11 protein-coding genes are annotated in these 13,997 nt (G+C 34.2%); 7 read left to right on the top strand and 4 right to left on the bottom strand.

All coding sequences use genetic code 11. From position 1 onward, the window contains the following. The first annotated feature begins 35 nt into the window (after positions 1–35). The 3 genes from FNE73_RS09165 (at position 36) to FNE73_RS09155 (ending at position 3,139) form a co-directional block, all read left to right on the top strand. A complete protein-coding gene (locus FNE73_RS09165) occupies positions 36–968 on the top strand; it encodes a mevalonate kinase family protein (RefSeq protein WP_143884325.1) in 933 nt (310 codons plus the stop codon). A gap of 10 nt (positions 969–978) precedes the next feature. Beyond that, the gene (locus tag FNE73_RS09160) at positions 979–1,908 is read left to right on the top strand and encodes a UbiA family prenyltransferase (RefSeq protein WP_143884324.1); all 930 of its coding nucleotides are present in this window, start codon (positions 979–981) and stop codon (positions 1,906–1,908) included. Between the two features lie 64 nt (positions 1,909–1,972). Next, a complete protein-coding gene (locus FNE73_RS09155) occupies positions 1,973–3,139 on the top strand; it encodes a proline dehydrogenase family protein (protein ID WP_143884323.1) in 1,167 nt (388 codons plus the stop codon). 57 nt (positions 3,140–3,196) lie between these two features. Here the strand turns inward: FNE73_RS09155 and FNE73_RS09150 are convergent, their stop codons facing one another. Further along, on the bottom strand, positions 3,197–3,730 hold the full coding sequence (locus FNE73_RS09150) for a helix-turn-helix transcriptional regulator (protein ID WP_143884322.1): 534 nt from the start codon (positions 3,728–3,730) through the stop codon (positions 3,197–3,199). 795 nt (positions 3,731–4,525) lie between these two features. On the opposite strand from FNE73_RS09150, the gene FNE73_RS09145 reads away from it, so the two are divergent. Continuing rightward, entirely contained in the window at positions 4,526–5,635 is a 1,110-nt protein-coding gene (locus tag FNE73_RS09145; protein ID WP_143884321.1) for a M14 family zinc carboxypeptidase, read from the top strand. A gap of 36 nt (positions 5,636–5,671) precedes the next feature. Here FNE73_RS09145 and FNE73_RS09140 read toward each other — a convergent pair whose 3' ends face one another. Continuing rightward, entirely contained in the window at positions 5,672–6,181 is a 510-nt protein-coding gene (locus FNE73_RS09140) for a DUF4920 domain-containing protein (RefSeq protein WP_143884320.1), read from the bottom strand. Between the two features lie 143 nt (positions 6,182–6,324). Here FNE73_RS09140 and FNE73_RS09135 point away from each other — a divergent pair, with 143 nt between their 5' ends. Further along, positions 6,325–7,731 carry an APC family permease gene (locus tag FNE73_RS09135; RefSeq protein WP_143884319.1) on the top strand — a complete coding sequence of 469 codons (1,407 nt, stop codon included), beginning with the start codon at positions 6,325–6,327 and terminating at the stop codon, positions 7,729–7,731. 57 nt (positions 7,732–7,788) lie between these two features. On the opposite strand, the gene uvrA is transcribed toward FNE73_RS09135, so the two are convergent. Next, positions 7,789–10,578, bottom strand: coding sequence for an excinuclease ABC subunit UvrA (uvrA, locus tag FNE73_RS09130; RefSeq protein ID WP_143884318.1), 2,790 nt, complete (start codon positions 10,576–10,578; stop codon positions 7,789–7,791). A gap of 371 nt (positions 10,579–10,949) precedes the next feature. Between uvrA and FNE73_RS09125 the strand changes: the two genes are divergently transcribed. Together FNE73_RS09125 and FNE73_RS09120 are read left to right on the top strand one after the other, a co-directional pair. Then, on the top strand, positions 10,950–12,761 hold the full coding sequence (locus tag FNE73_RS09125; RefSeq protein WP_143884317.1) for a TonB-dependent receptor plug domain-containing protein: 1,812 nt from the start codon (positions 10,950–10,952) through the stop codon (positions 12,759–12,761). Between the two features lie 51 nt (positions 12,762–12,812). Beyond that, positions 12,813–13,529, top strand: coding sequence for a DUF2490 domain-containing protein (locus FNE73_RS09120; RefSeq protein WP_143884316.1), 717 nt, complete (start codon positions 12,813–12,815; stop codon positions 13,527–13,529). On the opposite strand, the gene FNE73_RS09115 is transcribed toward FNE73_RS09120, so the two are convergent. Further along, the gene (locus FNE73_RS09115) at positions 13,526–13,972 is read right to left on the bottom strand and encodes a phosphohydrolase (RefSeq protein ID WP_089744421.1); all 447 of its coding nucleotides are present in this window, start codon (positions 13,970–13,972) and stop codon (positions 13,526–13,528) included. The genes FNE73_RS09120 and FNE73_RS09115 overlap by 4 nt on opposite strands. Positions 13,973–13,997: the final 25 nt, after the last annotated feature.

The raw sequence follows: 13,997 nt of genomic DNA, 5'->3' as shown, positions 1-13,997 counted from the left end.
AATATCTTAACTTTGCAAAAACATATTAACACACAATGACGAACCCTTTATTTTATGCTAAAATAATCCTTTTCGGAGAATATGGAATGATAGAAGACTCACAAGGTCTTGTAGTTCCGTATAGTTTTTATAAGGGAACCTTAAAGTTTTCAAAGCAAAATTCCGATTCAGAATTCGAAAAAAAATCTAATCATCATTTGCAGAAGTACGCAGATTTTTTAGAAAACCTTATACTTCCTGAAAGTTTTAAGCTAGACGTCAGCCGTTTTAAAAATGATATTTCGAAAGGTCTTTTCTTCGATTCCAATATTCCTCAGGGATATGGAGTTGGAAGTTCAGGAGCTTTGGTCGCAGCAATTTTTGAAAAATATTCTTTCACAAAACATAATCCTGAAACCATTTCTAAAGAAAACCTGAAAAATATAAAAGCTGTTTTTGGTGAAATGGAAAGTTACTTTCACGGGAAAAGCTCAGGAATGGATCCTTTGATTTGCTATATGAATCTGCCTATTCTTATTGAAAATAAAGAAAATCTGGATAAAGTAGCAATCCCCGAAGGTGAGGAAGGTAAAGGAGCCATATTTCTGATTGATTCCGGTATTACCGGAGAAACGGGACCAATGATTCAGATTTTCTTTGAAAAGATGAAGACAGAAGGCTTCCGAAAAACACTGAAAGAAGAGTTTATCAGGTACAATAATGCATGTATTGATTCTTTCCTTAAAAAAGATATGAATCCGTTTTTTAGAAATCTTAAGAAGCTTTCCCACTGGGCTTATGAGCATTTCCGTCCAATGATTCCAGAAAGTATTTTCAACATCTGGAAAAAAGGTCTGGATTCCAATGCCTATTATCTTAAACTTTGCGGAAGCGGCGGTGGCGGCTATATTCTTGGGTTTACTAAAGACTACGAAAAAGCAGAAAAAATGCTTGATGGCTTCCAGAAGGAGGTGATTTACAGATTCTAAAAGCTTGGAAATGATTTCTGAAAAAGAGAGTTTCCAACAGAAAAATTATATCCAGAAATCTTTACTATACAGATTATCACAATTCGTGGGCTTTCTTTTAGGCGCACGTTTTTTTGTGGCTGCCTTGCTTACTTTTGCGCTTTATGTTTCCACTTTTTTTCTGTTTAACCAAGAAGAATCTTTCAGAAAATTTGTGTTTGATTTTAAAGTTCATGGGATTATTTTTTGCACAGTTCTTTCTATTCTGGCAGGAGGAATCATTAATCAATTCTATGATTTGGAAAAAGATCATCTTGTTAAACCATTCAGAACCAGAATACAGCGTTTTATCAAGCAAAAGTATTTTCTGTATTTTTATTTGATACTGACGGTTATTTCGCTCGGGGTTGCAAGCTTTATTTCTCACCGTGTTCTTATATTTTTTATTGTTTACCAGTTTTTTATGTGGTTTTACAGCCATAAGTTGAGCCGTATTTTAGTGATTAATAATCTCACTTTCGTCAGTCTCACTTTATATCCGTTCTTTGGAATGATGGTGTATTACGAAACATTTTCCATTAAAATATTTTTGATGGCAATTTTTCTGTTCTTGGTTCTATTATGCGTTGATATAGTAAAAGATATGTTGACAAAAAGTGTTGATAAGACATTTGGTTACATTACAATTCCCAACTTTTTTAATGTAAAAAAGACCAATACAATGGTCATATCACTGCTTATTATCACGATGGCAGTTTCTATGAAAATTGTCACCAGAACAGATATATCGGGTTCTATGTACAATTATTTTGTGACGGGAATATTTGTTATGATTTTATGTGTTTATTTGATAATTAATTCTTCAAAACAATCTAAGGTTTTAACTCTCAATATTTTACGACTTTGGATTTTCATAGGAATTATGGCAATGCTTATTTCAGGAATTCAGGGTAATTTATAAAGAAAAAACTTTAATAAAGTGGTGGTTATTCTTACATTTGTACTAATAAATTTAACATAAAAGAATGCCCATTTTTAACGATACTAAAGTTGCTTTTGCAGATAAAACAGATGCACAGCTTAAAAAAGCGTACTGGATGTTTAAAATGATTGAACAGCCTGCATTAACCAATCTTGGCACCTCTGTCCTGAATTTTACTGTCCACAATGATTTTCCTTTTGTGAAAGGAATTGTTAAAAATACACTTTTCGAACAGTTTGTAGGCGGAGAAACCCGTGAAGAAAGCATGAAAGTGGTTAAACAGCTTTTCAAAAAAGGGGTAGGAAGTATTTTTGATTACTCCATTGAAGGAAAAGAGGACGAAGAAACTTTTGATGCAGTCTGTAATGAGATTAAAGATATTGTTAAATTTTCTGTAGGAAATCCTGCTATTCCTTTTATTGTTTTCAAACCCACTGCTTTTGGAAGAATTGATCTTTACGAAGCTGTAGGAAAAGGATCTGAGCTGACTTCAAGCCAGAAAGAAGAGTGGCAGAGAGTAGTAAAAAGATTTGATGAGGTATGCAGACTTTGCCATGAGAACAACAAAAAAGTTATGGTAGATGCAGAAGAAACATGGATGCAGGATGCTGCAGATCAACTGTGTGAAGAAATGATGGAGAAATACAATCAGGAAAAACCGATTGTATGGAACACCATTCAGATGTACAGAACGGGCAGACTGGAATATATGGAGCAGCATCTTCAGCGGGCAAAAGATAAAAACTATTTTATTGGTTATAAGATAGTTCGTGGTGCCTACATGGAAAAAGAGAGAGAAAGAGCAGTACAAAAAGGGTATCCGGATCATATACAGCCAACTAAAGATGCTTCTGATAAAAATTATAATTCAGGAATTGATTTTGTGATGAATCATCTGGACAGAGTTTCTGCATTTTTCGGAACGCATAACGAAATATCTTCTGAGCTTGTAATGGACAAAATGAAAGCAAAAGGTCTTAACAATGATCATGAAAACATTTATTTTGGACAGCTTTACGGGATGAGTGACAATATCACATTCTATCTTGCGGATAAAGGCTATAATGCAACGAAATATCTTCCTTATGGACCTGTAAAAGATGTTGTTCCTTATCTTACCAGAAGAGCCAGAGAAAATACTTCTGTTGCTGGTCAAACTGGAAGAGAATTGGGCTTGATAAAAAAAGAACTGGAAAGGAGAAGAAAATAAATTTCTTTTCAATAAAAATTAATCAAAAAACTTCATCATCTGATGGAGTTTTTTGATTTACGGTTCAAAACTTTCAAATTTTCCGTTTTCATAAAACAAAACAATTCTTTTGATCTTACTGTTCTGATTTTCAGCAGATTTAATAATTTGTTCCGAACTATTCTGTTCTAAACGCTGAGAATCGGATATTTTTCTTTCTTCCGGAACTTTATGCATTATATCAGATTCTGAAGTTGTTTTAAAAGTTGGCATTACTTCCTCTTTACTATCTTCCAAATTTGTTTCTTCATTAATCAACGTAAAAAGATCGGGTAGAGAAGTAGGCTTGTTTTTTTCCGGTTCAATAATTTCTTCGTTCTCTTCTGCAGGCAAATCAGATTTCAGCATTTCACCATCGCCATTCACCAACCAATCCCACAGAATTTCAGGAAAGCGGGATTTTATTTTTATAATAAATTCAAGAGAAGGTTTATTCCGTCCGGAAGTTACATGGGAAACAGATGATCGCTGCACATCAATTTCATCTGCAAATTCTGAAGAAGTATATCCGGAATATTCTATAATTTTTGAAATTCTCTCATTTAAACTCATAATTTTTGTCTCATAAACGTAATTACAAATGTAAAAAATTAATTTACAATACTAAAATACATTTGTATACAAATTTAAATCTTTTAGTAAACAAATGTAACGGCGTTATTTAATTGATAATCAATATTTTATTTGTTAAATGTTTTTTAGTGTATTTAGATTGTATAATTATTATCAACTTAAAGCAACGCATTAGATAAGCTGCTTTAATAAAACTTAACAACTTTTGTCTTTCTAAAATTCATGGCTGTTATCTATAGAAAAAATTATTTGAATAGTAAATGATTCTGTGGAGTAGGATAGTGGATATATAGGTTACAACCCATTATATAGACCTTAGCAAAGGCATTGATTCATTCTAAATTTGAATAATTCCGGTATCAAGAACTTTTTTAATTAATCCAAGCATTAAAATTAATTCATATAAATTTTCAAGTCATAAGATTCTATTGGATCAGGTAATTATGGTTAAAATAAACAAATAAGAACGATAATTTACAAATGTATAATATGTTTTTTCAGAGCTTTTTCCACATTATTCATGTTTAATCTATTTACAATCAAATGTTGAAAAGTCGGCATATTTATACCTAAAGTAAATTTCATTTTAAGCTTTATATAAACAATTTAAATAATTGAATATGATGATTTTAAATATATATAATTAAATTTTTGTTAATCCACAATTTTATCAACAGACAAAACGACAATTGTAAATGTTTAGTTATTTCACAAATGTTAATTGGTTTTTTTGTTCTCAAATACCTAAATTTGAACAATGTAAACTAACATTAAATGAATTTTGAACATTTCTATATACCCAATCCTAACTTTCCTGCTCGGTATATTTCTCCTAAAAAATTATTTAATTATCTAGAGGAGAATTTCAGCGATTATATTAAGGAGATTGGAAGATCTTTTTTAGATCAGCCTGTTTATCAATTCTCAATAGGAAGTGGAGAGATTACTGTATTAGCCTGGTCGCAAATGCATGGGAACGAATCAAATGCTACGCACGCTATGCTAGATCTTTTGGAAACTTTAAAAAAAGAGCCTGCGATTCAAAAAGAATTATTTGAAAAAATAAAGCTTGATTTTATTTTTATGCTTAATCCTGACGGTTCCGAAAAATGGACTCGTCTGAATGCTTCAGATATTGATCTTAACCGTGATTTTCATAATGAAGCAAGTGTGGAAATAAAAATTCTGAAAAAAATAGCTGCTTCTAAAAAATATGATTATGCATTGAATCTTCATGAGCAGCGAACTATTTTTACAACTGACGGGCTACATCCTGCTACGCTCTCCTTTTTAGCTCCTGCCGAAAATGAAGAACGAAAGGTAACTGAAAACCGTAAACAATGTATGGCTGTAATCGCTGAAGTTTATCTAAAGCTCAAAAAATTAATTCCAAACAGTATCGGAAGATATTCTGATGAATTTTATCCTGCATCTACAGGCGATAATTTTATAAAATCCGGAATGCCGACAATCTTGTTTGAAGGCGGGCATTTTATTGATGATTATACGAGAAAAGAAACAAGAAAATATTACACAATTGCGCTTTATTATGCTCTGGATGCAATGTGTAAACTTCGTTCAGGAACAGAAGGCTGGGAAATTTATAATGATATTCCCGAAAATAAAGAAACTCATTATGATGTAATTTACAGGAATGTAAAGCTGAACACAGATCATGAATGTATCTTGGATATTGCCGTTCAGTACCGTGAGATTTTTGAGAATGGTAAAGAAGAGATTTCGTTTATTCCTTTTGTGATGGAAGCGGGTGATGTAAAAGGTAGAAAAGGATGGATCGAGATTGACTGTACCGGGAAAAAGTTCGTTTCTGAAAGCAAATACCCAAAACTGGATGCAGAAGTAAATTTTACAATAGAAGATTAATAAAAAAAGCGGAAATTGATTCCGCTTTTCTTTTATTTAGTTAACCACTTTAATTCCGTTGGCTACAAATCTTATTTCTTCTTTAGGTTTTGTAATCGCATCAATTTCAGCTTGTGGTTTTTTAGCATCCTGAGCATAATGCTTTTGCTCATCCACAGAAGTTACTTTTTTCTCTGCACTGCCTTCCAAAACTACATTTTTCCCCTTTAAAGCAGTAGGAACAAAAAATCCGTAATCTTTCATCTTTACAAACAATTTGGAATTGTCTTCAGTTTCAATTGTCAGCCAGCATCCTTTTTTGTCACAAACATCAGTTACTTTTCCTTTGATCGCTACATTTTCAACTTTTTTATTGGCTTTTTTAAGCTTTTTTCCAAGTTTCTCCGTGCTTATTGCTTTAGATTCTGTTTTAGTATCTATTCCTGCTCCATAGATATCACCTACCAATGCGCTTCCTTCCGGTGGTCCCATTTTTTGTGTTTCCTGAGAAAAAGCCAAAGTAGATAAACTTAATGATGCTAAAAGTAATATTGCTTTAAATTTCATTATTAATAATTTTTTCAAAAGTAATAATAAATTTTTAATTGCAGACAAAGAAATTAAATGATAAATCACATTTGATTATCAAAATAGTAAACAAATTCAAAAAGGAAACTGTTATTTTTCTATATTTGATGCAATACTATATTATGCAGAAAAAACTAAAACTCTGGGATGCCATCATGCTCGTGATGGGCTCAATGATCGGCAGCGGAATTTTTATCGTAAGTGCCGATATGATGAGAAATCTGGGATCGGCTTACTGGCTTATTGTAGTCTGGATTATCACGGGAATAATGACGGTGGCTGCTGCAATAAGCTACGGAGAATTATCGGCGCTTTTCCCTAAAGCTGGGGGACAATACACCTATCTCACAGAAATTTTCGGAAAGAAAATGGGTTTCCTTTATGGATGGGGACTCTTCACCGTTATTCAGACCGGAACTATCGCAGCCGTAGCAATGGCATTCGGAAAATTTACCGCTTACCTTGTTCCGTGGCTCAATGATGCGGCACCTATATTTCAGAGTGGAGAATTTCAGATTAAATGGATCCAGATTCTGGCAATTTTAGTGATTATTCTGCTTACTTATATCAATACGAGGGGTGTAGAAAGCGGTAAATTGTTACAGAATATTTTTACAGGGTCAAAAATTCTTGCATTATTAGGTCTTATTGCTTTAGGATTTATACTGGTAGATTTTTCTCATTTGGCAGAAAATTTCAGCTTTGGGACCGATGCATTTAATAATCTGGATAAAGATATAAAAGGAAATTTTCTTCAGACAGGTTGGGAATCTATTTCCGGAATGGCGTTATTAGGCGGTATTGCTGCCGCAATGGTGGGTTCGGTATTCAGTTCTGTAGCCTGGGAAAGCGTAACTTTTGTTTCGGGCGAAATTGAAAATCCGAAAAAAAATGTTGTCAAAGCCATGATTTTAGGAACTTCTGCGGTGATGCTGCTTTATATTGCGGTTAATTTTGTTTATCTTAATGCTTTAGACCGGGATTCTATTGCTTTTGCAGCTAACGAAAGAGTTGCAGTTTCGGCTTCACAAAATATTTTCGGAAATGCGGGAACAGTTATTATTGCTGTTTTGGTGATGATTTCCACTTTTGGGTGTAACAACGGACTGATTCTGGCAGGCTCAAGAGTTTTCCAGACAATGGCAAATGATGGGTTGTTTTTCAAATCTGCTGTTAAGAATAATAAAAATCAGGTTCCTGAAAATGCGCTTTGGATGCAGGGAATCTGGGCATCGGTTTTATGTTTGAGCGGACAGTATGGTAATCTTTTAGATATGATTTCGTTTGTGATTGTACTTTTTTATATGATTACCGTATTCGGCGTTATTTATCTTAGAATAAAAAAACCAGAACTTGAAAGACCGTACAAAACATGGCTTTACCCGATTACTCCGATTATTTATCTGCTGATCGGAACCGGTTTCTGCGTATTGCTTCTTATTTATAAACAGCAATATACATGGCCCGGATTTTTGATGGTAATGATCGGACTTCCGGTGTATTATTTTATTAACAGGGGTAAAAAATAATATAAAAAAATAAGCGTTGTTACTACAACGCTTATTTTTTATTCTAAATTTCTTTATTTAACCCAACTTTTCTGCAATATATTTTGCGGTGTGCGATTTTTTGTTTTTCGCTAAATCTTCTGGAGTTCCGGCAAAAACAACTTCTCCGCCGTGTTTTCCTGCTTCAGGACCGATATCTATGATATGATCGGCACATTTCATAATATCGGGTTGATGTTCGATAACAATTACAGAGTGTCCCAAATCAATCAAAGCCTGAAGAGATTTCAGCAATTTCTGAATATCGTGAAAGTGAAGTCCGGTTGAAGGTTCGTCAAACACAAACAAAGTTTTGTCTGTGGTTACTCCTTTCACCAAAAAAGAAGCCAGTTTTACACGTTGCGCTTCACCACCCGAAAGAGTGGAAGAGCTTTGTCCGAGCTGTAGATAGCCTAAACCTACATCCTGAAGAGGTGTCAGTTTGGTTACGATTTTATCTTCTTTATTTTCTCTGAAAAATTCCAGTGCTTCATCTACGGTCATGTGAAGAATATCCGAGATATTCTTTTCGTCAAACCTCACCTCAAGAATTTCGTTTTTAAAACGGGTTCCTTTGCAAACCTCGCATTCCAGCTCAATATCTGCCATAAACTGCATCGAAACATTGATTACGCCCTCTCCTTTGCATTCGTCACATCTTCCGCCATCCACGTTGAAAGAAAAATGTTTGGGTTTGTAGCCCATCAGTTTGGCACTTTTCTGTTTAGAAAAAAGATCACGGATGTCGTCGTATGCTTTTAGGTACGTTACAGGATTGGAACGTGAAGATTTTCCGATTGGATTCTGGTCAATCAGCTCAATATGCTTGATCAATTTCTTTGGAAATTCCACTGAATCATAATCACCCTTTTTTCCGCCCATTCCCAATTGAATCTGAATATCATTCGTCAGAATTTCTTTCATTAAAGTAGATTTTCCACTTCCGGAAACTCCCGAAATAACGACTAGACTTTCCAACGGAACATCTACATCAATATTTTTCAGGTTGTTGGATCTTGCTCCTTTAATATGAATAAATTCTTTTGCTTTCCTACGCTTTTCAGGAACTTTTATTTCTAATTTTCCGGTTAAATATTTTGAAGTAAGCGTATCTGCATTTTTCAGTTCTTTAAAGTCACCTGCAAAAACCAGTTCACCGCCCAAATATCCAGCTTCAGGACCAATATCTATAATATAATCGGCTGCTCTCATCACATCTTCATCATGTTCTACTACAATAACGGTATTTCCGATGTCGCGGAGATTTTTTAGAACTTCAATTAAATTTTCTGTATCTCTTGAGTGTAAACCGATGGACGGCTCATCCAAAATATAAATAGAACCTACCAAAGAGCTTCCCAGGCTTGTTGCTAAATTAATTCTCTGGCTTTCGCCACCGGAAAGTGTGTTGGAAGTACGGTTTAAGGTAAGATAACCTAAACCTACTTTCAGTAAAAACTCAAGTCTTGTAGTGATTTCGTACAGCAGTCTTTTAGCAACTTCTTGGTCATGTTCAGAAAGCTTTAAATTTTGAATTAAAGGTAAAAGCTCATCCAGCGGGAGCTCTATCATTGATTGAATATTGTGTGAATCAATTTTTACCCAAGCGGTCTCTTCACGCAGACGCAAACCTTCACAGGTAGGGCAAAGCGTTTTTCCGCGATAACGTGAAAGCATTACCCGGTACTGAATTTTATACAAATTTTCTTCCAGCATTTTGAAGAAATTATTCAGAGATGGGAAACTGCTTTTTCCGTCACCTTTCCAGAGATAGTTTTTCTGCTCTTTACTAAGCTGATGATAAGGTTTGTGAATTGGGAAGTCATTTGCTTTTTTAATGAAATCTTTTTTCCATTCGCTCATGCTTTCACCTTTCCATGAAGCAACAGCATCTTCAAAAACCGACAAAGCTTTGTTCGGAATAACCAGATCTTCATCTATTCCGATCACTTTTCCATATCCTTCACAGGTAGGACAGGCTCCGTATGGATTATTAAAACTAAAAAAATGAACATTCGGTTCAAGAAATTCAATTCCGTCGAGTTCAACTTTATTAGAAAACTCTTTTATTTTTCCGGTTTCGGTATTTTTAAGTGCGCAGTATCCTCTTCCTTCATAAAAAGCCATCTGTATAGAATCTGCAAGTCTCTGAAGAAAACTTTCGTCATCTTCGTAGGTAAAACGGTCGATAACGAGATTGATGATCATTTCCTTTTCGGGAACAAAACCAAAACTCTCCAGATCTTCAATTCCTGCAACATTTCCGTTGACCTCAAGTCTTGTGAAACCTGCAAGCTTAAGAATATTAAGCGTTTCAGTAAAATTGTCAATATCAAAACTGAGTGGAGCCGTTAATAAAAACGGTGTTTCTTTTTTTGAATTTTTAATAAAATCTACAACATCCGTCACCGAATCTTTTTTTACTTCCTCGCCCGAAACGGGTGAATAGGTTTTTCCGATTCTTGCGAAAAGCAGCTTCATATAATCATAAATCTCCGTCGAAGTGCCAACTGTAGATCTTGGATTGGATGAGATCACTTTCTGCTGAATAGCAATGGAAGGAGCCAATCCTTTAATATCATCAACTTTCGGTTTTTCCAGTTTACCTAAAAACTGACGAGCATAAGAGCTTAAACTTTCTACATATCTTCTTTGTCCTTCCGCATAAATGGTATCAAATGCCAAAGAAGATTTTCCGCTTCCGGAAACTCCTGTTATGACAATCAGTTTATTTTTCGGGATAAGAACATCTATGTGTTTCAGGTTGTTAAGATGTGCGTTTTTAACGAAAACCTGTTTTTTTATATCTATTTCTGTTGTTGCAGCCATATTAATATTAAGACCAACAAAATTACGAATTTTTGATGGTTTTTCTTATTATTCAAATCCTAAAATACAAAAGCTATTTATAAATATTATATAATTGAATTATGATGTAATATTTTCTTTTTAAAAATTATTTATTACTGATTTATTAAAAATTATGTTGTGTAATAATAGATTTTGTTTTAAAATTACACTTATAAAATTGTAATTAAATGAGAAAGCTATTCAGAGATTTAATTACACATTTAATGAGAAAAAGGTAGATCGAAAATGTTTTTTAAAAGATGCAATTTGCATCTTTTTTTTATGATAAGTATCACGTTTTAGTTTAAGGAAAGTCTGCTAATTTTGAAAGCTTCAAAATAATGACTGTTATGAAAAGAAAATTAGGAACAATAATTTTTTTGTTAGGTACACTTTATACAGAAGCTCAGATAAAAACATCTGATATAGATTCGGTGCAGATTCAGGGAAAATTTATTGCAACGACTTATAAAAACGCCAACCAGAATATTTCAATTATCACAAGAGACGAAATTCTCAATTCTCCGGCAGTAAGTATCGATGAAATTCTGCAGCAGGTTCCGGGAATGGATATCAGAAGGAGAGGAGCCAACGGAGTACAGAGTGATGTGGGTTTTAGGGGAAGTTCTTTTGAGCAGGTTTTGATTCTCATCAACGGTATCAGAATGAATGATTCTCAAACCGGACATAATTCTCTTAATATTCCTGTAGATCTGGATGATGTTGAGAGAATAGAAATAATTAAAGGTCCTGCAGCAAGAAGGTTCGGACAAAATGCGTATGCAGGTGCCATCAATATTATTACTAAAACTCATGTTGGGAAGAATGTAAAAATAAGTGCCAATGCCGGAGATTATGAAACGTACGGTTTTGGATTTAATGCAAATGTAGGAAACGAGAAGTTCTCAAATTCTTTACAGGCAAATTCCAATTCTTCCCAAGGTTACCGATATAATACCGATTTTGATATTAGAAATGTATTTTACCAAAATCAGCTCAATATCAAAAACGGAAGTCTGAAAATGCAGGCAGGGTTTTCAGAGAAAAAGTTCGGAGCCAACGGTTTCTATGCTTCACCACTTGCGACAGAACAGTATGAGGAGTTACAGGCCTCTATCATCAGTGTTGCCCATCAGCAGAGCTTTGGCAAATTTAAGCTCAATTCTAATGTTTACTGGAGAAGAGGTCAGGATATGTATCTTTTCAACAGACAAAAACCTGAAATCTACAGGAATATGCATATCGGAAATAATGTAGGAGGAGAAGTAAATTCCAGCTATACTTCAGGTTTGGGTACAACAGGATTAGGTGTTGAGTTGAGAAAAGAATTTTTATCCAGTAATAATTTAGGTGACCGAGAACGTTTTGTAACACAGGTATTTTTTGAACACCATTTTTCATTTTTTGATAATAAATTGAACATTTCTCCGGGAGCATCGTGGGCAAACTATTCTACAAACGGAAACTTCTTCTATCCGGGACTTGATGTGGGATATACATTTTTTGAAAATAACAAAATCTATGGTAATATCTCAAAAGTTCACCGAGTACCGACTTTTACCGACTTGTACTATACAAGTAAAACTGAGCAGGGGAATCCTGACTTATTGCCCGAAAGTGCTGTTTATGCAGAGCTTGGCTATCAATACCAGAATGCAAATATCTTAGCCAAACTAAGTGGTTTTTACAGAGGTTCCAACAATGCAATTGACTGGACTAAAATTTCACTGCAGGATCCGGTCTGGTATTCAAGAAATATCGGAGATACTGAAATTAAGGGATTGGAAGCAGAAATCAGCCATCAGGTTTTAGGCTGGATGAAATATACTTTAGGTTATACTTATCTGGATAATAAACTTAAAGATATCAACGGGCTTAATTCGCGTTATGCTCTTGATAATCTTAAACATCAGTTGGTGGCAAAACTTCAGACCAGATTTCTGAAGTATTTCACCAATGAATTGGTATACCGATATAATGACAGAATAAATCTGGGAAGCTATCATCTTTTAGACGAAAAAATCAGTTTTAATAAAAATAATTTTTCGGTTTATGCTTTGATTAACAACGTAACCAATACAGAATATACAGAAACATTTGGTGTGCCAATGCCTCAAAGATGGTTTCATTTAGGAGTATCTTACAATATTAATATTAAGTAAACTTAATATTACGGTACTGTTAATTATTCTATTTTTGCAAAAATTTTTTGGATGAAACTTATTTTAAGTTTGGCTTTACTTATAAGCCTTAATTTGGTGAAATCGCAGGAACATATTTCAAGTTTTAATGCTATCACTCTTACCTATAAGTTTCATCCGAAATTTTTCTTGTACGGAGAAACTCAGCTCCGTGGGATTGAAGAATACTCTTATCCGGATTACTACGAAATAAAAGGAGGTTTAGGCTATAATCTTACCAAAAATCATAAGCCTTTCATTGGAATCGGCAGATATGTAACCTATAGAGACCAGCGTCTTAACAGAGAAGAATTAAGAATCTGGCTGCAGGATGTCATTGATTTCCGAAAAGGGATTGTAAAGTTTGAAAATAGATTCCGTGCTGAAAAATCTTATTTTTATGATCCTAAAAAAGATGTAAAATCAGAAAGAATGCGTTACAGATACAGACTAAATGTTACTGTGCCGCTTAATTCAAAAAAAGTTGAACCTGGAACTGTTTTTGCCAACGCGTTTGATGAAATGTTTGTTGTAAGCCCCAATAAGCCAACTTTCGCAAGAAACAGGGTATATGGCGGAATGGGATATCAGATTGACAAATATTTCGGAATCCTTTGCGGCTATCTGTGGCAAAGAGAATTTGAAGCAAAAGGAAACCGTAATCTTCACTTTGTTTATTTTGCACTCAATATTAATATTGATGACAGCGGAAGTGAGAAAAAAACATATCACTTTCCGGGGCTTGATTAATACTTTTCTGAAAGATAGCGGTACGCTTTCAGATATTTGTTAAATCTGTGGATATCTTTCTGGGTTAGCTCACGATTTACCCTTCTCAAATCCATGTTATCGCGAAGATCATTCAGTTTTACAGCTACGGCAAGCGGAGATCTTTCGGTACGTTTTATAAAATCATCATACACCTCATCAGGATCAAATTTGGTGAGACAGCTCACTGCAAAGAGAATATATTCAGGAAAACCTTCCGATCTTAAATATTCAAAGCTGAATTCTTCAGGATGATCTTCAACAACATCGTGCAAAACACCTACAATTTTTTCGTCAAGTGTTTTTCCGTATTCCATTACACGCATAACATGAGCGATGTATGGAGCGTGATATTTATCTTTTTGACCCTTATGTGCCTTGTCTGCTATTTTTATAGCCTTGTTCAGAAGTTCCTCTTTTGTCATTTTTTGTAAAACTAAATACAAAAAT

The sequence above is a fragment of the Chryseobacterium binzhouense genome (assembly GCF_007474545.1).
Lineage (GTDB): Bacteria > Bacteroidota > Bacteroidia > Flavobacteriales > Weeksellaceae > Chryseobacterium > Chryseobacterium binzhouense.
Note: the sequence above shows the minus strand (reverse complement) of the source record. Positions and strands in the feature narration are given on the sequence as shown.

Excerpts from the sequence above, each read along its gene's own strand:
- FNE73_RS09165 (WP_143884325.1), top strand. The coding sequence starts at position 36 with ATGACGAACCCTTTATTTTATGCTAAAATAATCCTTTTCGGAGAATAT.
- uvrA (WP_143884318.1), bottom strand. The coding sequence starts at position 10,578 with ATGGCTGCAACAACAGAAATAGATATAAAAAAACAGGTTTTCGTTAAA.
- FNE73_RS09145 (WP_143884321.1), top strand. The coding sequence starts at position 4,526 with ATGAATTTTGAACATTTCTATATACCCAATCCTAACTTTCCTGCTCGG.
- FNE73_RS09140 (WP_143884320.1), bottom strand. The coding sequence starts at position 6,181 with ATGAAATTTAAAGCAATATTACTTTTAGCATCATTAAGTTTATCTACT.
- FNE73_RS09115 (WP_089744421.1), bottom strand. The coding sequence starts at position 13,972 with ATGACAAAAGAGGAACTTCTGAACAAGGCTATAAAAATAGCAGACAAG.
- FNE73_RS09150 (WP_143884322.1), bottom strand. The coding sequence starts at position 3,730 with ATGAGTTTAAATGAGAGAATTTCAAAAATTATAGAATATTCCGGATAT.
- FNE73_RS09125 (WP_143884317.1), top strand. The coding sequence starts at position 10,950 with ATGAAAAGAAAATTAGGAACAATAATTTTTTTGTTAGGTACACTTTAT.
- FNE73_RS09160 (WP_143884324.1), top strand. The coding sequence starts at position 979 with ATGATTTCTGAAAAAGAGAGTTTCCAACAGAAAAATTATATCCAGAAA.
- FNE73_RS09120 (WP_143884316.1), top strand. The coding sequence starts at position 12,813 with ATGAAACTTATTTTAAGTTTGGCTTTACTTATAAGCCTTAATTTGGTG.
- FNE73_RS09135 (WP_143884319.1), top strand. The coding sequence starts at position 6,325 with ATGCAGAAAAAACTAAAACTCTGGGATGCCATCATGCTCGTGATGGGC.
- FNE73_RS09155 (WP_143884323.1), top strand. The coding sequence starts at position 1,973 with ATGCCCATTTTTAACGATACTAAAGTTGCTTTTGCAGATAAAACAGAT.